We start from the raw sequence: 23,403 nt of genomic DNA on the forward strand, positions 1-23,403 counted from the left end.
CATGGTGAATGATAACCGGCAGTCCCTCGAAGGGAGCCCTTATGACGCTAATTTGTGATCTGTAACCGCAGTGCGGCCACATTATAGATAGTGCCAAACACCGCTACCGCCAGTAGGAACAGGGATGAGATAAAAACGCTGTATCTGACAAACCGCATGGGCATCCAGCGTTTGAAAATCACGATATAAAACGACAGAACGGCAACGTCAAAAATGATCCATACCAGCGTGAGTATCAGCATGCTGGTGGCGAAATTATGTGTAATGGTGATGAACTGTGGAAAGAATGAAACGAAGAACAGAATATCTTTCGGGTTTGACACGCCAATCAGAAAACCGTTGATAAATCCCCCATGAGACGGCTGGCGAGAGTCTTCGCTGGCGGCTTGATTTCTTGCCCACAGGCTGCAAAACGCGCTATAGCCGATATACAGCGATCCGGCGAGACCCAGCACACACAGCAGCAGTGGAGAGAGTGATACCACTCCCGCCAGCATCAGCGCAGCAAGCGCAAGTAGTAGCAATGAAGCACCGTTAGTTCCGCATAGCGTCATAAAGGCCTGGCGATAGCCGTACTGTGCCGCCGTCGCGGTAATCAGCGCCACAACAGGGCCTGGTGTTAGTAATAGTGTTAGCACCGAGAGGCTGTATACAGCCAGTAAAGCGAGATTCATATCTGATGATCCTGACGTTATTTTTCATCAGTATTCCGCTTGCGTGTCACATTGAAAAACGAATAAAACTGCGCTCTACTGTGAGTAAAACTCAACATAGAAGCCGATGATGACGCTACCCCCTCTGTATGCCCTGAGAGCTTTTGAAGCTGCTGCCCGTCTGGGATCATTTAGTAAAGCGGCTATTCAACTGAACGTCACGCCTGGTGCGGTAAGCCGTCATATCCGCACACTGGAAGCCTGGTTTGGCTGCGAACTGTTTGTTCGTAGCGGCCCCCGAATTGAGATAACGCCTTCAGGACAGGGGTTAGCGCAACAACTGACGGCCGGGTTTCAGAGTTTAGAACACGCCTGCCATGCTTTTCGTAGCCGCAGTCATGCGCTGCGGTTGAAAGCCCCCTCAACGTTGACCATGCGCTGGCTGCTGGATGTGCTACGTCATTTCCGGGAAGCCCATCCAACGCCGGTGATTGAAATCTCCAGCGTGTGGATGGACACCGATTCCGTCGCATTCAGCCGCGAACCGTATGACTGCGCAATCCTGTTGGGGAATGGTTATTTTGGCGAGGATACGGACAGCCGTTTGCTGTTTCAGGAGTGGCTTATCCCGGTATGCGCACCTGCGTTGCAGGCTCAGGCGCAAGGTGATATCGCCGTCTGTGAATTGATTCATCCTTCTGCCGATCGCCGCGACTGGCGTCGTTGGCTGCAGCGTACCGGGGCATTTCCTGCGTTGAACCTGGCACGTGGCAAAGTGTTCGATACCCTGGAACAGGGGAGTCTTGCGGCAATGAGCGGGCATGGGATCGCGGTCGCCGATCTGCTATTAAGCCTGACGGCTATTCAGACCGGGATGCTGGCGTTACCGTTTAAACAGGCCGTCGCGACAGGAGAAGGCTATTACCTCGTCTGGCCAAAAGCGTCAACCCGGCTTCGAAATATTGAGTTGCTGTATCGCTGGTTAAAAGAAGCTGCACCTGAGGCTGACATGGCAGAACTGCTCTGGCTGGAATAACCCGCCGAATACCATATTGATAACAATTCTCATTATTATTGTTGTGTTGTGCGGGTAATGGTAATGTTGCCACCCATCGTACGTTGCAAATTCCATTTCTTGTGCAGAAGACAGCATGAACAACACCACCGCCCAGAATGCATCCGGACGTTCTACCCGCACCTTCTCCGTCAGTGAGTTTAGGGACTTTGGTGAGCGCTACGGGATCGATTACCGTTTTCCATTGCTGACACAAAAACCGGGTCTTCCGTGTTCCAGTGCCGTTTTGCAAGGGGAAGTAGAGGAGATGATGCTCCCTTGCGGGATGTGCGTCACACACTCTGATGTACAGGTGTTGCAACCGTATGAAACCACCTCCCGGCACAGTAGCCCCTTGTATATGCTGGTGGTGCTGGAAGGTTGCGTGATACTGACGCTCAACGGGCAGGAACATGTGGTACGTTCCGGCATGGCGTTTAGTTCGCGTCTGAGTGAACGCCAGGCGATGAGCGCCCGTCACCCTGCAGACTGCAAGCTACGGACGCTATCACTCGGGTTGTATCCTGACGGGGCATGGCGCACAGGATTACTTGAATCCCTTATGCGTGAGTGGGAAAACTGCCAGACGCCAACGCTTATTTGGCAGGTGCCGGGTTTTTTACTCAGCGGATTACAATATGCGCAGCAGAGCTCGCTTAGCCATGTTTCCCGCCAGTTGATGCTGGAAGGACTGATTCTACAATTATTTGGTCACGGTCTCAGCGTTTGTCAGGTAGAGAGCGGTAAATGTCTCGCTGCCAGTGGTGAGCAGCAACGGCTGGAAAGGGTGCGTCGTCTGTTGGAGCAAACCCCTGAAAATGACTACACGCTTAACGAGCTGGCGCAGCGCGCAGCAATGAGCCCCAGCAGTTTGCGCAGTAAATTTCGCATGGCCTATGGTTGCTCGGTGTTTGACTACCTGCGCGACCGCCGCCTGGAACGCGCGCGTGGCTATTTACTGGAAGGGTATAGCGTACAGCAAGCCGCATGGATGTCTGGCTACCAGCACGCCACAAACTTTTCCACAGCCTTTCGTCGTCGCTATGGCTTCCCGCCTGGTGATGTTCTCAAACTTTGCTAATCCATTTTCCCGTTTTATGCGCGTGGCAGATTAATAATTTGGCGTTGCGCATACGCAACCTGGCATTCGGCATAGCGACTCCTGATACAAAAATGGCAATAATTCTCATTTACAATTAGACGTGCCTTGGGAGATGTTCATGTTCGCAAAGACTCGGTTGGCGCTGCTGGTAGGATGGGTGACCGGTAGCGTAGCTTTTCCTCTGCTGGCGCAGGAAACAACAAAAAACGATACGGTGGTTGTCACTTCGCAAATGCAGAGTGGGGCGACCAAGCTTGCCACACCGGATATCGAAACGCCGCAGTCGGTATCGATCGTTACCCGTGAACAGTTTGAAGAGCAGGGCGCAACCAGCGTGCGGCAGGCTGTTAGCTACACACCTGGGGTGTACAGCAATCAGATTGGTGCCTCCAACCGCTTTGACTACATTGTGCTGCGCGGTTTCTCCGATGGTAGTCTGGACAACGTCTATCTCGATGGTCTGAAGATGATGGGCGACACTAACTCACACAGTTCGCTGGTGGTCGATCCGTGGTTCCTTGAAGATATCGAAGTGGTGCGCGGCCCGGCTTCTGTACTGTATGGCCGTTCCTCTCCGGGCGGTATTGTGGCGCTGACATCACGTAAACCGTCGTTTGATGCGGGCGGAGAAGTGAAGCTGTTTGCTGGCAACAACAATCAGCGCGGCGCCGCGTTTGATGTCACCGGGGCGCTGGACGATAACGACCGCGTGGCGGCGCGCCTGAGTGGCATGACGCGCTATGCTGATTCGCAGTTCGGCCCGTTGAAAGAAGAGCGCTACGCGTTGATGCCGAGCCTCACCTGGCGCATCACTGACCAGACGCGTCTGGATCTGATGGCCTATCTGCACCGTGACCCCGAAGGCGGTAGCCACTCCGGTCTGCCATATGACGGTACCGTGGTTCCACATTACGGGCAAAAGATCTCCAACACCTTTTATGAAGGTGAGGATGATTACGATAAGTACGATCGCCGCGAAAATATGGTGGGCTACAACATTGAGCACCTGTTTGATAACGGCTGGTCGGTGCGGCAAAAGCTGCGCTACCTGCATACCGATGTGGAGTTGAACCAGGTGTATGCGTCGGGCTGGCTGAATGAAACCGAGCTTAATCGCGGCTACTCCGGCTCTGATGAAAAAATGTCGGCGATTACGCTGGATAACCAGCTCGACGGCAGCTTTGATACCTGGCAGGTTAACCACCGTCTGCTGGTGGGGATCGACTATCAGGATCGCAGTAACAATACCACCGGCTACTACGGGGCGTTCCCGCCGATTGACGCCTTTAACCCAGTGTACGGCGCAAAGCCTGACTACATCGACATGTATGCGCGTGAAAAGCACAAGCTGCGCCAGACGGGTTACTATTTGCAGGATCAGATGTCATGGGATCGCTGGCGTATTACGCTCGGTGGTCGCTACGATCAGGTCAGCGTCTCTAACATTGATAAGCAAAACGATACCCGCAGCGATCTGGATAAAAACAACTTCAGCACCCGCGCCGCGCTGCTTTATTTGTTTGATAACGGCTTTGCGCCGTACGTGAGTTATTCCACCGCCTTTACACCAACCAGCTTTGCCGATGAGAACGGTAATTTGCTGGATCCAATGAAAGGCAAGCAGTGGGAAGCCGGGCTGAAATATGAGCCGGAAGGACTTAACAGTCAGTTCAGCGCGTCGGTGTTCCGTATCAATCAGACGAATATAGCCACTAAAGAAGAGCCGACCGATCCATACCGCTCGATTGGGGAAATTGAATCTGAAGGGGTGGAGCTGGAGGCAATTAGCCAACTGACGGATAGCTTCCGTTTGCAGGCGGCGTATACCTATACCGACATTCGCTATAAGAAAAGCAGCCCGGAAGAGCAGGGCAAGCGTGCCGTTTATGCGCCGCGCAATCAGGCCAGTACCTGGTTAAGCTACGATGTAAAAAGCGGCCCGCTGGATGGCCTGACGCTGGGTTCAGGTGTGCGTTACGTCAACGGTATTACCAGCGATCGCCAGAATACTCACACCCTGCCATCGTATACGCTGGTGGATCTGGCGATTGGCTACGACTTAACGAATATTGGTATTAAAGGTTTGAGCACGCAATTGAACGTCAACAATCTGACCGATAAACGCTATGTAGCGGCCTGCAACTCGCTTTCTTATTGTTACTTTGGCGCAGAACGCAGCATTGTTGGTAGCGTGTCGTGGAAATTCTGATGCTTAAGCCGGATGCGGCGCTGGCACCTTATCCGGCATACGGCAGCGTGCAAATTGTAGGCCTGATAAGCGCAGCGCATCAGGCATAGTGGATTGCGGCTATTTAGTAAAACCGTTTTGCATACAAATCTGCGCGCTGGTTCTCAGGGTGAAGGCTAACTTGTCAGGATACTGGCGGTAATAGTTATGTTCTTCTTCCAGCCCTTTTGCCTGCGCCAGACGTACCGTTTCCAACGAACAGGTTCGGTAGATCAAATCTTTATTCATATTGCTCTGCTTCTCGCGCTGTTTATCTGCGGACAGCGCCAGCCAGCTCTCGGACAGCGAGTAATCGTAGACCACCCGATTCCCTTTCGCCTGCACGTTCTCAATGGTAATAAACTCGTCAATTTTCAACCTTGGCTGCCCGCGCATTTTTTTCTTATCTTCTGCGGCGGCATATTGCGCCAGCGTATTAATATCCATGCTGGCTATTTTTTGCTTATAGACTTCAACGTAAGCCGCAGGCTGCTGATAATGCTGAGCATAGGCATTTCTTAATTCCCCGTCACTCATTGAACAGCCAGCTAAAAATAAAGGTAATAGCAGCGTCAGTTTTGTTTTAGTCATGATGTTATCCCATTCATTATTGTGGTCCCCAGTCGCCTATAACAAAATAAACGTCATCGCATTACAGGTGAGCTTTAGGGTTGTATAAACGGGGCGGCGACAGCACAAGTGCAATTATCTTAAAATGGTGGAATAAGCGGGAAACCCTGCCAGAATTGGCAGGGTTAATGGATGAAGAGGATCAGAATTCCATTTTCACCGTGAACTGTACCTCTCGCGGGTCGCCAATCTGATTACCCAGATTATTGGTGGCAATGGATGAGGTGTAATAGGTCTTATCAAACAGGTTTTTCACGTTGAGCTGCAATGTGACCGGATACTGCAGCTTCATTTTATAAGCGGCAAAGGCATCGGCGACAAAATAGCCCGGCAGATAATAGTCTGCGCCATTGGTTGCGGAACGGCGACTCACCCCATGACCCCCACCGCCAATTGTCAGGGTATTGCCCATAAAGGCATTCTGAATATCGTAGGTGAGGAATAATGAGCCGGTATGCTTCGGTACATTAGGCAGCGGCTTACCTTTGTAATCAGGATCTTCCGTCACTTTCGCGGCGGTATAACCGTAGCTGGCGATGATATTGGTGTTGGTGGTCAACGAACCGGCGACATCCACTTCCACGCCTTGTGAACGCACGCGACCCGCCGTTTTCGCCACGGTTTCGCCATTGATCATTTCGTTGTACAGCACATTGCGCTTATCAATATCAAACAGGGCAATATTGGCGGTGATACCGTCAAAGATATCAAATTTTGCCCCCACTTCATAAGCCGTTGAGGTTTCAGGTGGCAGCTCGCCAATATAACTGGCGATAGAATATTGCGGCATAAAGGATCGCGACACGTTACCGAACAGCGATACGGACGGCGTCAGTTTGTAAACCATACCGAATTTGGGCACCCACTGTTGGTCGGTACTGTCGGTGTTGACGTTGAACGGACGGCCTTTGCCAGCGTATTCGGTGTAGTACTGATAACGCATCCCGGCGACGGCAATCCATTTATCGGTCAGGTACAGTGCGTCCTGCACATACGCAGAATAGCTTTCTTGTTGAATGGTCTGATCGCTATCAGCGGCAGAAACGTTAGTACATTTACCCAACGTACCGTAGACAGGATTATAAATATTGAACCCTTTTACGTTCTTGCAGCGGATCATGTCGGTGCGTAGCAGATCGTAGTTCTCATAAGAGACACCGGTGAGGATCTCGTTATAAAAGCCAGCGATATCGACGTTGCCCTGCAAATCGGCACGCGTGGCGTGCATGCGCTGGGTGGAGCCTTGAGTGGCATCAACACGGCGGGTCAGATTTCCGGTCGCAGAATCATAAGCCATCACGCGAGCCTGATTGTCGCTGTATTTATCCTGGCTAAAGCTGTAGTCGAATTTCGCTGTCCATTCACTGTTGAAGCGGTATTCGGCATTCAGCTGCGCCAGATCCGATTCGCCATCGGTGATATTAAACGGCTCATCAAAACGGGTTTTGCGATCCACATTCACCGCGTGTTTGGTGTTGAGATCGAAAATGGTGCCGCGATCGAACGGGGCTTTATAGTCGCGATGTGAATAGAGCACGTTGACGGTGGCCTTGTCGCCAAACCAGGTCAGGGACGGAGAGATGAAGCTGCTCTGATTGGTGCCGAAGTTACGCCAGTAATCCTCATGCTGATATTCGCCAATCAGGCGATAGGCTAACTGCGTGCCTTCAATCGGCCCGGTCACGTCAAACTGCCCTGTGCCGCCGCCAAAGCTGCTGGAGGTTGCTGAAATCGACCCGCCAAACTGCGTTTCCGGACGTTTGGTGACGACATTAATCAGGCCGCCGGGATCGAGAATCCCATACAGGGTTGAGGCCGGGCCTTTCAGCACTTCCACGCGTGAGGTGGCGGCGTTAAAGCTGCGCGGCAATACGGTTTTCAGACCATTGGTCATCACCGAGCCGTCACGGTTTGCGCCGAAGCCACGGCGGACAAACGCATCCTGTGTGCCACCTAATGTGTTGGTTTGCACGACGTTACTGACGTTATACAGCGCTTCGTCCAGCGTCGTGACATGCTGATCTTCCAGAACTTTATCGCTGACAGTGTTCACCACCTGCGGGATATCCAACAATGGCATGGATGTCAGCGTCGCGGTGGACGAGCTCAGCGGTTGATAACCCGATGTTACGGCCTGATCGGCAGACGACGCATCTGCCCGAACGGTGATGGTATCTTCCCCTTTAGGCGGAGTCGTCTCTTTCTCCGCTGCAAATACCGTAGGTGTTGTTGTCATGCCCAGAAAGAGAGCAGAGCACAATGCCCGCCCTTTCATCCCCGAAAAGTAAGTCGTTAACTCAGCCATTATTTTATTTATTCCGCAAAAGACCCTGCCAAAAATGGGCAGGGAAACAGGTTGATTCAATTCATTGCCCGGCTTGCCAGCCCTGCATTTATCCATCTGTAAGCCAGCGTTACTGGCGTCAGGTGTGTAATTGAGAATCATTCAATCATGGGTGTTTGTAGTAGTAAACGTAAAAATGAAAAAGAAACTACAAGCGATTCGACGCAATTTAACCGTCGTTTTTTTAAGGGTATTTAATTTTCAATATATTGAAAAATAATGATTTTCATTGGTTTTTCAGCGTTTTTTATTTGTGCTTTAGTTGTTGGCGACAGGTGATGTAACTACAGGGTGTAATTGCTTGACTACTACAGTGCAAGCCAGCAAGATCACAAAGAGAATGAGTTTTATTTTTATTTAGAGAGTTACGCATGCAGGCTTTGCCATGCGGCGGCGCAGGAGTGAACATGCCACAGCATGTGGAAAATATCGCCCACAGAACGGGCATTGAACTACAACAGCTTTCTGCGGGTTATCGCCATAACACCATTGTCCACGATATCTGTCTCACTATTCCGCAAGGCAAAATGACGGTACTGGTGGGGGCGAACGGCTCGGGTAAATCAACGTTGTTAAGCACTATCGCCCGTATGTTGAAACCGCACGGCGGCAGCGTATTGCTGGATGGCAAAGCCATTCATCAACAGCCCACCAAAGCGGTTTCACGCCAGCTCGGCATCCTGCCGCAATCCCCATTGGTGCCCGAAGGGCTTACCGTTTTTGAACTGGTATCGCGTGGGCGTTTTCCCTGGCAGAACATGCTTTCGCAATGGACGGACGATGACGAACGCGCCGTGGAGCAGGCACTCCAGTTAACCGGAACTGCTGATTTTGCGCATTTGCCGGTAGAGAGCCTTTCCGGTGGGCAACGTCAGCGCTGCTGGATTGCGATGGCGCTGGCACAGCAAACGCCGGTCATCTTGTTGGATGAGCCGACTACGTTTCTCGATCTGCGCTATCAGGTGGAGATCCTCGAACTGTTGCATTCACTGACTCGCCATCATGGCCGTACTGTGGTTGTGGTCCTGCATGACCTGAATTTTGCCGTGAATTACGGGGACATGCTGGTGTTCCTCAAACAGGGGACGTTGCAGGGCGTCGTGCATGATGGCGAAAACTGCACGCCCGAGTTGATTAAGCACGTGTTTGACGTCGACGTGCAGATGTCGGTGAATCCTCTCACCGGCAAACCGTTCTTTATGCCGTTCCGCGCGCCGGGCGGGCAAGAGCAATGACGGTCATGGCAAGCACACTGGCTCGTCGCCGTGGCCGGATTATGCTGGCGTTCCCCGTGTTAACGTTGCTGTTGTGTGTTCTGGCAGTGGTGCATCTGGGTGTGGGCGCACGCACTATCAGCCCGCAGACCGTCGTGCAGGCGCTGTTCCACTTTGACGCGAAAAATTTTGACCACCGGATTATTGTCTCCTTACGTCTGCTGCGCATGACGGCGGCGATGCTGGTCGGCGCGGCATTAGGTGTTGCGGGGGTGCTGTTGCAGGCGTTGATTCGTAATCCGCTGGGAGAGCCGCATATTCTGGGGCTGAATGCCGGTGCGGCGTTTGTCGTTGTGTTGTGCACCGCGCTTGGCGTGACGGGGGTAAGCCAGCCATTGCTGGCGGCAGGCGGTGCTGCGGCACTCTTTTCGTTGGTGATGGCGCTTGCATCTGCCGGGCGCGGTGGCTTAACGCCGCTGAAGGTCACGCTGTGCGGCGTGGCGCTGTCGGCCATGGTGTCATCGCTTACTGCGGCCATCCTGATTCTGGATGAACAAACCCTGTTGGCAATGCGCACCTGGCTGGTAGGTGATCTCGCGGGTCTGCGTTGGGAAAGTGTCAAAAGTGCCGTTCCCCCGTCGCTTGCCGGTATGGTGCTGGCGCTCGCTATCGCGCCGGGCCTGAATATTCTGGCTCTCGGCGACCGTATGGCCTGTGGGTTAGGGGTGAATATTCTGCGCATACGCTTGCTGGCGATGATCGCCATTGCGCTGTTGTGCGGTGCGGCAGTTTCTGTCGTGGGGCCGCTGGGATTTATCGGCCTGTTAGTGCCTAATGTTACCCGCCGTCTGGTAACAGAAGATATTCGTCAGATGCTACCGACGTCGGCATTGCTGGGTGCGGTGCTGCTGCTGCTGGCGGATATTGCCGCCCGCACGGTGCTGGCTCCGCAGGAGCTGGCTACAGGGATTATGACCGCCCTGGTGGGCGCACCGGCGTTTATTTTCATTGCGTCGAGGTTTTTGAAATGAACGATATGCTGCAACGTGCAGGGCTTCGTGCATGGCGGGTGGGTGGATTTTCTCGTGTCATTCGTCCCAAAACCGTGCTGTACAGCCTCAGCCTGACGGTGCTGGCAATCGCATTACTGCTGTTTGGCGTGATGCAGGGGTCGCTCCCGGTTCCGGCTTCCGCTATCGGACGGGCGGTGTTTGACCCTCAGGCGTTGACGGCTCAGCAACAGTATGTCGTTTGGGATGTACGACTGCCGCGACTGCTGATGGCGCTTCTGTGCGGGGCGATGCTCGGATTGGCCGGGGCGGCGATGCAATCTATCACCCGCAACGGGTTGGCCGATCCCGGGCTTATCGGTGTCAAAGAAGGGAGTTGCGTGGTGGTGCTGGCCCTGGTGCTGCTTTTCCCGTCCGCAAGTCTGGTTTGGCGGCCCCTGGCGGGAATGGCCGGCGGCGCACTGGTCGCTGCACTGGTGATGCTGCTGGCCCGTGATTTCTCCCGGCCTCGCTTCGTGTTGATAGGCATTGGCGTGTCGTGGTTCTTTGCCGCGGGAATGGGCGTATTTATGACCACCGCCGATGTCCGTGACGTACAGACTGCTCTGGTCTGGCTGGCGGGGAGCCTTCATGCCGCCACCTGGCCACTGCTGCTGGTGGCACTGGTCTGGACGTTGCCTGCGGCCATCATCTTATTTGCCACGGCGCGCGCTTCGGATGTGGCGTTGCTTGGCAATGCGACGGCAACGGGGCTGGGGGTACGTTTATCCCGACTGGCGTTGTTGCGTTTTCTCGCGCCGGTTGTACTCACCGCTGCCAGTGTTGCCTGCGTGGGCAGCCTTGGTTTTGTCGGGTTGATGGCGCCACACATGGCACGATTCTGGCTGCGTGGCGGACAAACAGCGCTGCTGTGGGGAAGTGCGTTGATCGGTGCATTGCTGGTGCTGGTCACCGATACCGTGGGGCGTCTGGCGTTCGCACCACTGCAAATCCCCGCCGGGATCGTCATTGCCCTGGCCGGTGGACCGTTCTTTTTGCTGTTGCTCTGGCGTCGCCGGGATCGTTTGTAATTGTTAAGAGGGTATATGCGTTTAATCTTTTCATTGCTGCTGCTGGTCGGCTGCACCGTCCAGGCGGCGGTGCCTGTTCAGTCATTTACTGACGATCTCGGGCGAGTGGTGACCGTGCCGCGGCATCCGCAGCGCATTGTGTCATTGCACGATCTCGACATCACTATTCCGCTGATCGAACTGGGCGTGCCTCCGGTGGCCAGTCACGGCCGAACGCGTCCTGACGGTAGCCATTTTTTACGCTCCGGCGTGCTGCTGACCGGCGTGGATTTTGATAATTCGAACATGACGTATATCGGTACGGCAGACATTGATATTGAAGCCATTGTGGCGGCGAAACCGGATTTAATTATCACTGAACCCAGCCGTAACACGCCGATTGAGCAACTGGAAAAAATAGCGCCGACGGTCAGCATCGATCATCTTGATGGCGGTGCGCCGGAAATCTACCGCAAGCTGGCGCAGCTTACCGGTACGCAGAACCGGCTGGCATTGCTGGAACGGCGCTACCGTGAAGAAATAGCCCAGCTCAAGCGGACGGTTGATACGCAGCACATCTCTGTGGCGGTAATACAGGCCAATCAGGGCAAAATCAATGCGTTGCACACCTATCATTCCCTGGGGCGAGTTTTACGCGATGCCGGTTTCACTTTCCCGAAGCTTATCGACAGTATTCCGCCGGGGGGACGCATTGATGTCAGTGCGGAACGTCTGCCTGAACTGGATGCCGATTTTGTCTTCGCGACCTGGCGTGGCGATACCGGTGGTAAACCGCAGGATGAAATCGCGGCGATGGACGCGGTGATGCCTGGCTGGTGTGAGTTCCTGACCGCCTGCCAGCGCGGACATTACGTTTTACTCTCCCGTGAAGAGGCGATATCTAATTCCTATGCCTCGCTCAGTCTGATGGTGGCGCAGGTGCAAACGCACATCGCCGGACGATGGCTACCGGAGGCTAAATAACCATGCTGACGGCGAAAAAAGCCAAAAACCGTATTGATGTCTATGGTGACCGTTTTCGCGCCCGGGCGCATTTGCTCTCGCCACGTATGCAGGCCGTGGCGCGTTATATCAACGAAAACCGCGAAGTGGTGCTGGAGTTTACGGCGATAGAAATCGCTGCCGCCACGCAAACTTCTGACGCGACGGTGGTCAGGGCAATTCAGGCGCTGGGGTTTGCCGGGTTGCGCGATTTAAAGCAGACCATTGAACACTGGTTTGGCCCTGGCGTGACCTCAGAAGAGAAGATGACCACCACGGTCAATACGCTCTCTTGCGATGTTAACTCCAGTATTGATTTTGTCTTGCAGGGGCATCAGCGTACCTGTGAAGCGCTTTCTACACCGCAAAACCGCTATGCAATTGCCCAGGCGGTGGCATTACTGGTAGAAGCCCGTCAGGTGGGAATTTTTGGTATTGGCGCATCCGGCGTATTGGCGGATTATACCGCTCGTCTGCTCAGCCGTATTGGCCTGCCTGCGGTAGCATTTAATCGCACCGGGATTAACCTCGCGGAGCAACTGATCGCATTGCAGCGTGGAGATGTGCTGATCATGATGGCGCAGAAATCTCCGCACCGGGAAGGGCTGACGACCATTCGCGAGGCCAGGCGGTTGGGTGTCCCGGTTATTTTACTGACGAACGCGCTGGACTCCCGTTTTAGTAAAGAAGCAGATGTGGTGATTAACGTGCCGCGCGGCGGCGAGAATGGGAAAATGCCGCTCCACGGTACGGTGCTGGTGTGTCTGGAAATGATTGTGCTGTCTGTCGCTTCTACTGCGCCGCAGCGTTCAATTAAATCCGTGAAGCGGATTAACGAACTCTATCGGGGCATTGGTAAATCCGGGGCGAAGAAATAAACCGGTGATATCCGCTGTGTAGGCCGGGTAGGGTGTCGTCGCCACCCGGCATGAATGCAGACAGATCAAACCATTAATGGCCGATCATTCTGGCCTTCGGGATCAACTGGAAATACATATGATCCGGCACCGGCGTCTGCCAGACGTTGGCGTACACCGCATAACCTACGGCGGCAAACAGAATACCGAGCAGCAGTAGCGTCATTGTCCACCCTGATAACCTACCTTGTCGCCACCATGGTTTAGGCGCTGCGCTGTGCCCTGATTGTGCGCCAGGCGGTGTTTTCAGCGACATAGTCAGCGTCGAGGCTACCGGACAGGATTCCACACAGGTCATACATCCTGTGCACTCAACGGTGCGTACCTGAATTAAGCGATCGACCGGAATATTCGACGGGCAGTTCTTTGCGCATTTGCCGCAATCGATGCAACTGTCGGCATTACGGCGGATCTTAAACGGCGAAAGCAAAGAGAACAGGCCAAGCAGTGCGCCATAAGGGCACAGATAACGGCACCACGCATTGCGAATAAACAGGCTCATGATGCTGATAACCGCCACCACGATGAGCGTCGTCGTGCCGATATTACGAAAGAAATCGAGCATCTTAACGTCGATAATCATGCCGTAGGCTGACATCAGAAAATACTGAATCCCCTGTGCTGGCATCGACAGGGCGATATACAGAAAGAAGCTCAGCAGCAGATATTTCAGGCTCAGCAAGGGGAGATCCAGCCAGCGCGGCAGGGTGAAGTTGCGACCCACTATTTTTTTGCCCAGATTACCTATCAGCTCAGACAGCGTACCCACCGGGCACAACCACGAGCAGAACGCTTTTTTTAACAGCAGACTCATCAGGATAAAGGCAACAAGCAGCAGCATGGAAGCAGCGTGAATGGGGGGAAGAAAGCCGGTTTCCAGTGTGTATCTGATATTCATCAGACCGGCAATGGGAAGCCATCCCTCAATACCGCCGGGCCTTGGGATATAAACGCTGGTACCGGCTGTTTCGAAATAGCGAACCCAATACCAGAACGTCACGCCAATATAGATATTGATAGCCAACAGGAGAAACTGGGTGGCTTTTCTCCAGCTACTGGCATTGCGCCAGTCATTCCACGGCAGTTTCCCTCCGACGGTACCAGGGCGGCGCTGCCAGCGCGTTTTCTTTTTCCCGTTCATGATCTTTTATTATCCCTCATATTTCCCCCTGCATTCAGGAAGACTCATCACCGGGATATGCTACCGCTATAAAGATATAGTGTATTTGATTTGCATCTTATTAATCGGCTGCCATTTTTATCACGCTAATGGACATGTATAAAAATAACAGCACGATATTTATCACAGGTCAGATAAATACCCTGAACGGGGTATTTATTTATCTGTGAGGGACGACAGTCATTCCCGGTACGTTTCTACGCGGTTACGGCCATGGCTTTTTGCCAGATAGAGCGCGCGATCGGCTTTATCAACCAGTTGTTTGTAGTCGGGGTGATAGTCATATTCGGCAACGCCGATACTGACGGTAATAGAGAAGGATTCAGTCATGGAAGCGGCGATACGTAGCTCGGCAATTTTCTTGCGCAGTGTTTCCAGAATAATCGAGGCCTGCGATTCGTCTGATTCGACCAGCAGGATCATAAACTCTTCACCACCATAGCGGAATACGTAATCGCTACTGCGGATGTGCTCATAAATAACGGCCGCGACGTTTTTCAGCGTCATATCGCCAGTATTATGTCCGTAGCTGTCGTTGATCTGCTTAAAATAATCAATGTCCAGCATTGCCAGGGTAAAGGGTTTTCGTGAATGTAACGCCAGCGAGATTTCACGGCGCATAATAGTTGGGATAAAGCGGCGATTAAGCAGCTGGGTCAGCGAATCTTTGCCATTTTCCTGTTTGACCAGCGCTTCAAACATTGAGGCGAGGAGAAAATGGATTTTGGCCGAGAGCTGTCGGATATCCTGCAATAAGCTCATCCGTTCGGTTTCGCCAGGTTGTTGCTGATTCGAGAGTGCCTGTGTCAGACGGTTATCGATTTCAGCGATCACGGATTCCATTTCTGCCAGCAGATTACCGCTGCCAAGAATGTGTTTTCCTTTATGGGAGAACCACATACCAAAATCTGAGTCCGCCAGGAATACCAGATCGCCGGACGGTAATCCGGTCGCAATGTTGTAGATAAACTGATTTTCCCAATCGGTAAACGAACGGATTTGCCGTTCGCGCTCGACGTTGACGTCGTCGTAAATGGTCTGCAGGCGATACTGCTCCTGCGTGTGCAGCGAGTTTTGATAGCTCGGAGAGTAGGAAACGGTCATGGCCTCCAGCGCAGTGTCCATCGCCAGACTGCTGAAACAGATAGCATCGGTCAACAGGCTGACAGAGTAGTCTGCCTTACTTTTCAGCAACTGATACAGCTCTTCTTTTAGCTTACGCGCACCGCGGTTAACCAGATCGATAGGCAGGCCGATACGGGCGTGTACCACACCAATTTCACGCTGTTTTGCCAGCAAGCGCGGGAGGTCTCCATATGCGCTGCCGAGCACGCTGCGCAACCAGTCAAACATACTGCCGCTCAGTCGCGTGCTGACCTGCTCCGTATTCAGAAACAACGCGCTCTCCGCATGAGAGAGCATGTAGTCATAAAAAACGGTCACTAAATGGCGGATCTCATCGTCGCTTAACCCTGTGAGGATCGTATGAACGTCAGGGGATGTCTGGCGTATTAGCGCCCGCCATTCTGTAAGGAGTAATGTGTCATTTACGGGATCAACCTGTTCCATCTCACAGCCACTCAAAATGTGATTGAAAAATTCAGGCGGTATTACGGACAATTACGTCACGATGGTCAAGTGAAACTCTCTTTACGCATTAACGATGGCAAATACCTTCATAAATCAGCCTTAAGGCGAAGACGCCGATAATGGCGCCAATTACCCGGCTGGCAATGCGCTGAATGCGACCATATGCACGACGCACCGCAGGAAGAGAAAACGCCTGACTGAGAAAAATACGCCAGATCACAGAAGAAAGCACAATGCCTGCCCATGCCATCAGCCTGGCCCAGGTCGGGGTTTCTGCGCTTAAGGTGACCGAGAAAATACTAATAAAAAACAGTACGGTTTGCGGATTGGATAAATCCGTTAACAGCCCGCGACGAAAGAATACATACCAGGGGGCGGAGATCGGCTGCTGTAACGTGGGCATTTGCGGTGTCGCCTGATGGCGTATGCTATTCCAGGCAAACCACAGTAAGTAGACACCGCCGACGATTTTTATCAGTGAGAATATCTCTTCACATTGGGTGATAAGCGTCGCCATACCAAACAGGCCAAGCCCGGAGTAGAACGCATCGCCCAGTGCCACGCCCAGACCGGTCATCACCCCCGCGCGTCGCCCTGACGCCAGGCTGGTTTGCACCACCACAAACAGGTTCGCGCCGGGGTTAAAAAAGGTTAAAACAAACAGGCTGACGGTGAGCACGACGGCGTGTAGCGGTTCCATAGGCAACCATTCCTCAAATATTCATAAAGTTAACACTATAATTTCAGCGAGCTGGTTGTTCTGAGGATCAACTCACACTGGCTATTGAAACTTTGAACCGGTTGCTGCGCTGATACTCGATGGGCGGTTTTTTCTGTGCCGCAAAATTTCTATATATTTATGCCGAGTGTGGATTTTTTATCCAGGCTGGACTAGTTATTAATCATCCTTGAATCGCGTTATCTCATGTTCAGGGATCGATGATGGCGTCATAACAAAACCTGGAGCTGGTCTATGAAAACTGGAATTAAAGTACTTATTGGTGCATTAGCTTTTGTCGTGACCAACGTATATGCAGCGGAATTTATGACAAAACTTGAGTTTGAAAAGGTTGAGTCGCAGTACACAAAAATCGGTGATATCTCAACGAGTAATGAAGTTTCTGTCGCAGATGCCAAAGAAGAGCTGCTGAAGAAAGCCGAAGAGAAAGGCGCCGATGTTGTGGTATTAACGTCCGGTCAAACGGATAATAAAATCCATGGCACCGCCAATATCTACAAGAAAAAATAATACGCTGCATTGAAAGATAAAGTACCCGCCCGCCTCTGTACTGGCGGGTTATTCTTTTAACCTGCGCCAAAACGTGGTTCGGCTGATACCGAGATATCGTGCCGCCGCTGTTTTATCACCGTTGAATTGTGCCAGTACCTGTTGTGGCGTCAGTGATAATGATATCTGGGGTATTTCGGCGACAATCGCCAGCTCTGGCAATAATTGCTGCAAGAAATGGACGTTAAGTTCTGGTTGTGGCTCGACGCTTAAAAATAATGCCAGACGCTCCATCATATTGCGCAGCTCACGAATATTCCCCGGCCAGTTGTAATTCAGCAGCATATGTTGGCTGAGCCCTAGTCCTTTACGCACAGGCTCAGAAAATGGCACATCCAATTCCGCCAGTGACTGTTTTAAAAAGCCTTCCGCCAGCGGTAAAATATCGGGTAGCCGTTCGCGTAGCGGGGGGAGTTTGAGGCGCAGAATGCTCAGGCGATAAAACAGATCGCGACGAAACTCGCCTTGTTTCATCTCTTGCTCCAGGTTGCAGTGCGTGGCGCTAATCACCCGTACCTCTACCGGAATGGGGTGATGTCCGCCTACCCGGGTGACCTCTTTTTCTTCCAGTACGCGCAGCAACCGGGTTTGTAGCGGCAACGGCATTTCACCTATCTCATCAAGAAACAGTGTCCCGCCGTGGGCGATTTCAAACAGACCCGCGCGTCCACCCCGCCGTGAGCCGGTAAAAGCACCATCCTCATAGCCGAACAACTCCGCTTCCAGTAAGGATTCGGTGATCGCCCCGCAGTTGACGGCAACAAACGGCGGTGAGGGTTTACCGCGTCGATTCTCCTGACGGGTGAAATATTCACGATGAATGGCCTGTGCCGCCAGCTCTTTCCCCGTACCCGTTTCGCCCTGAATCAGCACCGGCGCACGCGAACGGGCGTAGAGCATTATGGTGTGCCGCACCTGTTCCATCTGAGCAGAGTGACCGCGCATATCTCCCAGTGCATAGCGGGTGCGCAGCGTATCGCCAGAAGCGTATTGACCGTTTCGCCGCAGCGTCAGGCGCGTCATATCCAGCGCATCGACAAAGGCCTGGCGCACGGTAGCCGCTGAATAGATAAAGATGCCGGTCATACCCGCTTCTTCTGCCAGGTCGGTAATCAGCCCCGCGCCGACTACCGCTTGTGTACCGTTGGCCTTCAATTCGTTGATTTGCCCACGAGCATCTTCTTCAGTGATATAGCTGCGCTGTTCAAGCTGCAAATTGAAGGTCTTTTGAAAGGCGAGAAGCGCAGGGATAGTTTCCTGGTAGGTAATGACGCCAATCGACGAGGTGAGCTTTCCTGCTTTTGCCAGCGCCTGGAGCACGTCAAATCCGCTGGGTTTAATCAGGATCACCGGGATCGATAAACGGCTTTTCAGATACGCCCCGTTGGAACCCGCCGCAATGATCGCATCGCAACGCTCGGTAGCCAGTTTCTTGCGGATATAGGTGACCGCTTTTTCAAAACCCAACTGAATAGGGGTGATGGTCGCCAGATGGTCGAACTCCAGGCTGATGTCGCGAAACAGTTCGAACAGGCGGGTGACCGAAACCGTCCAGATAACCGGTTTGTCGTCGTTCACCCGCGGCGGAAGATGCGTATCAGCCATAACCAACCCAAAAAGTAAGGAACCGAGTATTAGGGTTTAGTTGTGTTTCATAAATGTTGCAATGAAACGTTAAGGCCAGTTTCATGAAACGATAGCTGACACGCTTTTAGCTTCAATTTATTCAGTACATATCCAATCTCTTGCTATTAATTTTGTTTTGATAAATTTCCTGCTACAGAAGGCCCGTAATTGACTGCTGTAAGTGTTCCTTGCTCCATAAGTAAGACTCGATCTGCTGATGCCAGTGTTTCAGGCCTGTGAGCTATCAATAGTATTGGAAGCCCGATTTGGCGTAGTGTTTGACTGATAATGATTTCACTTTCTACATCTAGGTGGCTTGTTGCTTCATCTAGTAATAAAAAAAGCGGTTTTTTGTATAATGCTCTGGCAAGGAGTATTCGTTGCTTTTGTCCCCCTGATAGCCCACTACCGTTTTCACCAATTAATGTCTGATATCCCATGGGCATTGCTACTATGTCGTCATTGATTAAGACCAGTTGCGCACAGTGAATCATTCTTTCGTGGTTTTTTTCTTCATGAAAGAAGATTATGTTGTCAGCTATTGAGCCTCGAAACAAAATATCATTTTGAAGAACAGTTCCGATATTTTTGCGTATGTGTAAATAATCTGGGTGGTTGTTTTTTATACCAAGAGTTTGTATTGAGCCTTCAGTTGGATGGTCAATTCCTAAGATAATATTTAATAAGGTTGACTTCCCACATCCGGGTTTTCCTGTGATGGCTAAAATTTCTTTTGGGTTCAGGGTTAGGGATAATTTATTGAATAATAATGATTTTTCCCCTTTGTGATGAAACGAAATATTTTCGACTACCACTGGGTACTCCGCTTTTATTTTTGGTGTTTGGGCGATACTTGCGTTAAAAATTGGAAACTGGTCGTGTTTTAACTCAATACTAGTTTGAGCTGCATTATCCTCTCTTTGAGTCATGACAATATCTGCAAGACGCTCATTGTAAATGTCAAGTAAGCACCAGGAAAAAATAGAGTTAGTTAGGCTACTAATACTGGATGAAAATCGGGTATGAAAAGAGAGATAGGCTACAAGCATACCTACGGTGAAATTGCCATCTAAAACTTCTCCTGCGCCTTTCCATAGAATAATCACGGAAGCAATGCTTTTTGTGAGAGTATTGGCAATATCAAATCCCATGATGAGTCGGCTTTCTTGCAACTGTGTATTTCTTCTCGATACATTGAGATTCAGCCAGGCAGCTTCTCTGTGTGCTGTAACGCCATTTACTCTGAGGCTTAAAATCCCATTTAAAGTTTCCAGAAAATAACTTGACTCCCGAGCTTCAGCATCCCAGGCATCCTCCGTTGCCTGCCGTATAGCTGGATGCCAAAGAATTCTCAATATCCCGTAAACCAAAGCTGATAATAATGCAATTAGGGTCATTGTTGGGCTGTATAGCAACATCATACTTAACGATGTTATAAGCAAAAGAAAGTCGAGAATACCGCCGAGTACTTGTAAGGTTAGAGCTTGCTGAATGTTATTTATGGCATTGAAACGAGCTTCAACACTTCCTTGGCTTCTGGCATTAAACCATGTGAGAGGAAGCCTCAATAGATGATGAAAAACGTTAGCAGTCCATTGCATGTTAAAATTTACAGACATGTTTATAATGGTTAATTGTCTGGCAAGGGAAAGTAACAACTGTGTTATAGATAGTAAAAATAAAGAAATAACAATAACAGTTAATAGGTTTTCATCTGCTGCAACTAAAACTTCATCAATAACAATTTGATTAATTAATGGTCCAGTAAGAGTGATTATTTCTAGTGCCAGTGCGAAAATTATTATGCGAAGCATGGAAGGAAATAACCCTTTAGTCTTTCCTGTTAACTGCCTTAATCGTATTTTTGTTTTTTCATTGTGAGGTGTAAAATTATTATTTGGAGTTAGTTCGAGTGCGATTCCTGTGAAATGTTTCCCTGCTTCTGAGACAGAAATAGATAACTTTCCTTTATCGGGATCATGGATTGTCAACTTATTATTGCGAACCTTACATAGTACAACAAAATGATTCATGTTCCAATGAAGTATGCAGGGAAGATTGAGTGATTTAAGATCGTTTGGTTCCAATCTAACTGGTCGAGATGAAAAATTGATATCTGATGCACAATCAATTAAACGCTGTAGAGTCATCCCTTGCGTGCTTATATTAAAACGGTTACGAAGTGTGGGTAGATCAATTAATAGCCCATGCCAGCTGGATATCATCGCCAGGCAAGCTAAACCACATTCCGCAGATTCTGTTTGTCTTATAATTGGGGGAGACTTTCTATCGTTCAATTTTGTTTTTATCATCATATTTTTCCTTTGAGAGACCAGATTGGTTCTGTTAGCCATTCCCATAAGTATCTGGTGTCCAGGCTGACATCCCCTTCAAGCAGCATTCCTGGTCGGAGTGTTTCTTTTTTTCCATAGGCCAGAATATAGGATAATTTAGGTTCAACAATTACACGATAGTGCCCTTCGTTAACCGTCCAGGTTAGAGGTGTAATTGAGAGTAAATCTGATGGTGATAACGTTGTTCGACTTATTTCACGAATAACACCGTATTGAACACCAAATTTCTGATATGGGAAAGCCTGAAATCTTAATGATACTTTCTGATTCGCACGTATAAAGCCTGCATTCTGGCTGGTTGCATAAAGCTCGATTTGAAGTTTTGTATTCTCAGGTATTAATGTTAATGCAGGTTCATATGCTTTGACTGATTGTCCTTGTTTTACAAGAATGGCCGCCACTGTACCTGAGACAGGTGCTGTCAATGCAAAATTTTCTTGGCTGGAAATTTCGACTTGTTGTTTTCGTATCTCTTGTAACTGTCTTTCTAATTCTGTATTCCTACTTTGCCCTTGAAGAGTAAGATGTGAAAGATTATCTTTGGTAGTGTCTAGTAAAGTGTGAAGTTGTAGAAGTAATTGGCGTTGGTTTTCCACATTTTCTTTTGCTGCTGTTTCTTCTATCTGTTTCTGTTGATACTCAGTATCAGATACATATTTTTGTTTAATAAGTTTCTGATAACGTTTTACGGTCGCGGATGAAAGCTCTACTTGGTTTTTTGCTAGTGATAACCTGTGTTCTGCACTTTTTATTTGTAATGAAATTAATGGGATTCGCTGTTTTGCTGCTTGCTGTTGTTGATTGTTGTCAAGTTTTTCAAGATTTTGCTGTGTGGTAAGCATTGCATATTGAGCTTGCAATGATTGATTTATTATTGCGAATGTTCCAGTCCCCTGACGATCATAATGTTCGCCACTGATATGATAAAGCAATTGTCCCTTTTCTACATGATCACCCTCTTTGACTGTTAATTTTGTTACATGGCCATTAAATTTTGGAGTTATTTTTATCAAGCCTGATGAAGGCATTACTATTCCAGTGAGACGAGCTTTTCTCGTATACTCTCCAAAGGTAACAAATATAGCTAACATAATTATTAGTAAGATGGTTGCAATAGTGCTAATAGTCATACACAGTGAAGACTGTATGAGAATATCTCCGGTTGTTACTCTATAGTGATTATCGAGAACTTCTTTTCTGAATAATTCCATCATTTAAATCTATAGTTTATAAAGCGTATTGATATTAGGCCATTCATGTATTTTGTGAATGACTGGGTGTGCATATTATTAATAGATTTAACAGCGTGTTTGTGTCAAGTCCTGTTAAATAAAAGTGTTGTTACTTTGAATGCTTTTTTGACTTGTATTCGCGCAAAAAATGTATTTGAGGTTTGTTATTAAAGAGTTTTTAATTTTGCGGTGAATGTCTCAAAAATATAATTAATTTTAATTGCTTATTTGCTGGTATATACTTTTATGTTAAAAGTGTTAGTGAGGTAATCGTCCGTTTTTATTGAAAGGAGTAATTGAGTATGAGTATAAGGGAATTATCATTAATGGAAATAGGTTGCGTATCAGGTGGGAACGCGAACTCAAATTATGAGTCGGGAAGGAACGCAGGTAGCTCTTCTTCCAGAAACAATAACAAAAATGGTGGTAGTAGCAATCGTTCAGGTTTTTACGGAAGTTTAGGGCAGGATGTGACAGACTGTAATAATGGCATTATTGGCGGGGCTATTGCAGGTATAATGGGAGGTCCTGCTGGAATGGCTTTAGGTATCATGGGCGGGGGGTTGGCGGGCGGTTGTTTTTCTAATGGTGGCAAGAATAGTAATGGTGGAGGAACTGGTACTAACAGTAATTGTAATTCTGGAGGCATGGGGGGTGTTTGCAGATAAAAAATTGAAAATAATGGAGGGATACCTCCATTATTGATAATGGTTGATAAATATGATGAAAAAAATAATAAGATTAGCTGGGGTCTTTGTTGCTGTGTTAATCGCTTCTTCTGTACTTAGTGGGGCTGGAGTGGCATTTACAGAGACCTGGTATCCAGCTCCAGAGGTATTCTCAAAATTTATCTTGGTGATCTCAACAATGTTATTTTTTGTTAAAATATTATTGAAGGCTGCAAATAAATTTTAATGTCAAAAGTATGAAC

General features: G+C 49.8%; 20 protein-coding genes. 11 read left to right on the forward strand and 9 right to left on the reverse strand.

Going from position 1 to position 23,403, the window contains the following annotated elements; genetic code table 11:
• Positions 1-47: 47 nt before the first annotated feature.
• The gene (locus tag OGX91_RS11465; RefSeq protein WP_005127913.1) at positions 48-674 is read right to left on the reverse strand and encodes a LysE family translocator; all 627 of its coding nucleotides are present in this window, start codon (positions 672-674) and stop codon (positions 48-50) included.
• A 109-nt stretch (positions 675-783) separates the two neighbouring features.
• Between OGX91_RS11465 and OGX91_RS11470 the strand changes: the two genes are divergently transcribed.
• From OGX91_RS11470 to foxA, 3 genes are all read left to right on the forward strand, one after another.
• Positions 784-1,689 carry a LysR substrate-binding domain-containing protein gene (locus tag OGX91_RS11470; RefSeq protein ID WP_149691364.1) on the forward strand — a complete coding sequence of 302 codons (906 nt, stop codon included), beginning with the start codon at positions 784-786 and terminating at the stop codon, positions 1,687-1,689.
• Positions 1,690-1,804: 115 nt separating this feature from the next.
• Entirely contained in the window at positions 1,805-2,788 is a 984-nt protein-coding gene (locus OGX91_RS11475) for an AraC family transcriptional regulator (protein ID WP_005127915.1), read from the forward strand.
• Positions 2,789-2,909: 121 nt separating this feature from the next.
• The gene (gene foxA / locus OGX91_RS11480) at positions 2,910-5,018 is read left to right on the forward strand and encodes a ferrioxamine B receptor FoxA (RefSeq protein WP_286626300.1); all 2,109 of its coding nucleotides are present in this window, start codon (positions 2,910-2,912) and stop codon (positions 5,016-5,018) included.
• Between the two features lie 99 nt (positions 5,019-5,117).
• On the opposite strand, the gene OGX91_RS11485 is transcribed toward foxA, so the two are convergent.
• Both OGX91_RS11485 and OGX91_RS11490 read right to left on the reverse strand, forming a co-directional pair.
• Positions 5,118-5,627 (reverse strand): hypothetical protein, encoded by a 510-nt coding sequence (locus OGX91_RS11485; RefSeq protein ID WP_155021629.1) that lies wholly within the window; start codon positions 5,625-5,627, stop codon positions 5,118-5,120.
• A gap of 181 nt (positions 5,628-5,808) precedes the next feature.
• Positions 5,809-7,971, reverse strand: coding sequence for a TonB-dependent siderophore receptor (locus OGX91_RS11490; protein ID WP_286626303.1), 2,163 nt, complete (start codon positions 7,969-7,971; stop codon positions 5,809-5,811).
• 446 nt (positions 7,972-8,417) lie between these two features.
• Between OGX91_RS11490 and OGX91_RS11495 the strand changes: the two genes are divergently transcribed.
• The 5 genes from OGX91_RS11495 to OGX91_RS11515 are packed head-to-tail and all read left to right on the forward strand — an operon-like array spanning position 8,418 to position 13,163.
• The gene (locus OGX91_RS11495; RefSeq protein WP_040232828.1) at positions 8,418-9,245 is read left to right on the forward strand and encodes an ABC transporter ATP-binding protein; all 828 of its coding nucleotides are present in this window, start codon (positions 8,418-8,420) and stop codon (positions 9,243-9,245) included.
• On the forward strand, positions 9,242-10,255 hold the full coding sequence (locus OGX91_RS11500; RefSeq protein ID WP_155021627.1) for a FecCD family ABC transporter permease: 1,014 nt from the start codon (positions 9,242-9,244) through the stop codon (positions 10,253-10,255). Before OGX91_RS11495 ends, OGX91_RS11500 begins: the two co-directional genes overlap by 4 nt.
• Positions 10,252-11,304, forward strand: coding sequence for a FecCD family ABC transporter permease (locus tag OGX91_RS11505; protein ID WP_149691312.1), 1,053 nt, complete (start codon positions 10,252-10,254; stop codon positions 11,302-11,304). Before OGX91_RS11500 ends, OGX91_RS11505 begins: the two co-directional genes overlap by 4 nt.
• Before the next feature lie 15 nt (positions 11,305-11,319).
• Entirely contained in the window at positions 11,320-12,267 is a 948-nt protein-coding gene (locus OGX91_RS11510; protein ID WP_005127924.1) for an iron-siderophore ABC transporter substrate-binding protein, read from the forward strand.
• Between the two features lie 2 nt (positions 12,268-12,269).
• The gene (locus OGX91_RS11515; RefSeq protein WP_005127925.1) at positions 12,270-13,163 is read left to right on the forward strand and encodes a MurR/RpiR family transcriptional regulator; all 894 of its coding nucleotides are present in this window, start codon (positions 12,270-12,272) and stop codon (positions 13,161-13,163) included.
• A 73-nt stretch (positions 13,164-13,236) separates the two neighbouring features.
• On the opposite strand, the gene OGX91_RS11520 is transcribed toward OGX91_RS11515, so the two are convergent.
• The 3 genes from OGX91_RS11520 to OGX91_RS11530 all read right to left on the reverse strand — a co-directional run bounded on the left by OGX91_RS11520 (position 13,237) and on the right by OGX91_RS11530 (position 16,672).
• The gene (locus tag OGX91_RS11520) at positions 13,237-14,343 is read right to left on the reverse strand and encodes a 4Fe-4S binding protein (protein WP_005127927.1); all 1,107 of its coding nucleotides are present in this window, start codon (positions 14,341-14,343) and stop codon (positions 13,237-13,239) included.
• A 219-nt stretch (positions 14,344-14,562) separates the two neighbouring features.
• Complete coding sequence (locus OGX91_RS11525; RefSeq protein WP_155021626.1) at positions 14,563-15,951, reverse strand: diguanylate cyclase; 1,389 nt, start codon at positions 15,949-15,951, stop codon at positions 14,563-14,565.
• 88 nt (positions 15,952-16,039) lie between these two features.
• The gene (locus tag OGX91_RS11530; RefSeq protein WP_040232821.1) at positions 16,040-16,672 is read right to left on the reverse strand and encodes a LysE family transporter; all 633 of its coding nucleotides are present in this window, start codon (positions 16,670-16,672) and stop codon (positions 16,040-16,042) included.
• Between the two features lie 273 nt (positions 16,673-16,945).
• Between OGX91_RS11530 and yahO the strand changes: the two genes are divergently transcribed.
• Positions 16,946-17,221 carry a DUF1471 family periplasmic protein YahO gene (gene yahO / locus OGX91_RS11535; RefSeq protein WP_040232817.1) on the forward strand — a complete coding sequence of 92 codons (276 nt, stop codon included), beginning with the start codon at positions 16,946-16,948 and terminating at the stop codon, positions 17,219-17,221.
• Between the two features lie 48 nt (positions 17,222-17,269).
• Here the strand turns inward: yahO and prpR are convergent, their stop codons facing one another.
• From prpR to OGX91_RS11550, 3 genes are all read right to left on the reverse strand, one after another.
• On the reverse strand, positions 17,270-18,865 hold the full coding sequence (prpR, locus tag OGX91_RS11540; protein ID WP_155021625.1) for a propionate catabolism operon regulatory protein PrpR: 1,596 nt from the start codon (positions 18,863-18,865) through the stop codon (positions 17,270-17,272).
• A gap of 146 nt (positions 18,866-19,011) precedes the next feature.
• The gene (locus OGX91_RS11545) at positions 19,012-21,198 is read right to left on the reverse strand and encodes a peptidase domain-containing ABC transporter (RefSeq protein WP_286626415.1); all 2,187 of its coding nucleotides are present in this window, start codon (positions 21,196-21,198) and stop codon (positions 19,012-19,014) included.
• Positions 21,198-22,268 carry an HlyD family secretion protein gene (locus OGX91_RS11550; RefSeq protein WP_502873354.1) on the reverse strand — a complete coding sequence of 357 codons (1,071 nt, stop codon included), beginning with the start codon at positions 22,266-22,268 and terminating at the stop codon, positions 21,198-21,200. The genes OGX91_RS11545 and OGX91_RS11550 overlap by 1 nt, the downstream gene beginning before the upstream one ends.
• Before the next feature lie 506 nt (positions 22,269-22,774).
• Here OGX91_RS11550 and OGX91_RS11555 point away from each other — a divergent pair.
• Positions 22,775-23,140 carry a hypothetical protein gene (locus OGX91_RS11555; protein ID WP_233614610.1) on the forward strand — a complete coding sequence of 122 codons (366 nt, stop codon included), beginning with the start codon at positions 22,775-22,777 and terminating at the stop codon, positions 23,138-23,140.
• Positions 23,141-23,192: 52 nt separating this feature from the next.
• Entirely contained in the window at positions 23,193-23,387 is a 195-nt protein-coding gene (locus tag OGX91_RS11560) for a hypothetical protein (RefSeq protein ID WP_199947209.1), read from the forward strand.
• Positions 23,388-23,403: the final 16 nt, after the last annotated feature.

Origin of the sequence: Citrobacter sp. Cpa228 (assembly GCF_030333085.1) — a bacterium.
In the GTDB taxonomy this organism is placed as follows: domain Bacteria; phylum Pseudomonadota; class Gammaproteobacteria; order Enterobacterales; family Enterobacteriaceae; genus Citrobacter; species Citrobacter pasteurii.

Bases quoted from the DNA above. Each gene is read 5' to 3' on its own strand.
- OGX91_RS11465 (WP_005127913.1), bottom strand. From the start codon at position 674: ATGAATCTCGCTTTACTGGCTGTATACAGCCTCTCGGTGCTAACACTA.
- OGX91_RS11470 (WP_149691364.1), top strand. From the start codon at position 784: ATGACGCTACCCCCTCTGTATGCCCTGAGAGCTTTTGAAGCTGCTGCC.
- OGX91_RS11475 (WP_005127915.1), top strand. From the start codon at position 1,805: ATGAACAACACCACCGCCCAGAATGCATCCGGACGTTCTACCCGCACC.
- OGX91_RS11485 (WP_155021629.1), bottom strand. From the start codon at position 5,627: ATGACTAAAACAAAACTGACGCTGCTATTACCTTTATTTTTAGCTGGC.
- OGX91_RS11490 (WP_286626303.1), bottom strand. From the start codon at position 7,971: ATGGCTGAGTTAACGACTTACTTTTCGGGGATGAAAGGGCGGGCATTG.
- OGX91_RS11495 (WP_040232828.1), top strand. From the start codon at position 8,418: ATGCCACAGCATGTGGAAAATATCGCCCACAGAACGGGCATTGAACTA.
- OGX91_RS11500 (WP_155021627.1), top strand. From the start codon at position 9,242: ATGACGGTCATGGCAAGCACACTGGCTCGTCGCCGTGGCCGGATTATG.
- OGX91_RS11505 (WP_149691312.1), top strand. From the start codon at position 10,252: ATGAACGATATGCTGCAACGTGCAGGGCTTCGTGCATGGCGGGTGGGT.
- OGX91_RS11510 (WP_005127924.1), top strand. From the start codon at position 11,320: ATGCGTTTAATCTTTTCATTGCTGCTGCTGGTCGGCTGCACCGTCCAG.
- OGX91_RS11515 (WP_005127925.1), top strand. From the start codon at position 12,270: ATGCTGACGGCGAAAAAAGCCAAAAACCGTATTGATGTCTATGGTGAC.
- OGX91_RS11520 (WP_005127927.1), bottom strand. From the start codon at position 14,343: ATGAACGGGAAAAAGAAAACGCGCTGGCAGCGCCGCCCTGGTACCGTC.
- OGX91_RS11525 (WP_155021626.1), bottom strand. From the start codon at position 15,951: ATGGAACAGGTTGATCCCGTAAATGACACATTACTCCTTACAGAATGG.
- OGX91_RS11530 (WP_040232821.1), bottom strand. From the start codon at position 16,672: ATGGAACCGCTACACGCCGTCGTGCTCACCGTCAGCCTGTTTGTTTTA.
- yahO (WP_040232817.1), top strand. From the start codon at position 16,946: ATGAAAACTGGAATTAAAGTACTTATTGGTGCATTAGCTTTTGTCGTG.
- prpR (WP_155021625.1), bottom strand. From the start codon at position 18,865: ATGGCTGATACGCATCTTCCGCCGCGGGTGAACGACGACAAACCGGTT.
- OGX91_RS11545 (WP_286626415.1), bottom strand. From the start codon at position 21,198: ATGATAAAAACAAAATTGAACGATAGAAAGTCTCCCCCAATTATAAGA.
- OGX91_RS11550 (WP_502873354.1), bottom strand. From the start codon at position 22,268: ATGCCTTCATCAGGCTTGATAAAAATAACTCCAAAATTTAATGGCCAT.
- OGX91_RS11555 (WP_233614610.1), top strand. From the start codon at position 22,775: ATGAGTATAAGGGAATTATCATTAATGGAAATAGGTTGCGTATCAGGT.
- OGX91_RS11560 (WP_199947209.1), top strand. From the start codon at position 23,193: ATGATGAAAAAAATAATAAGATTAGCTGGGGTCTTTGTTGCTGTGTTA.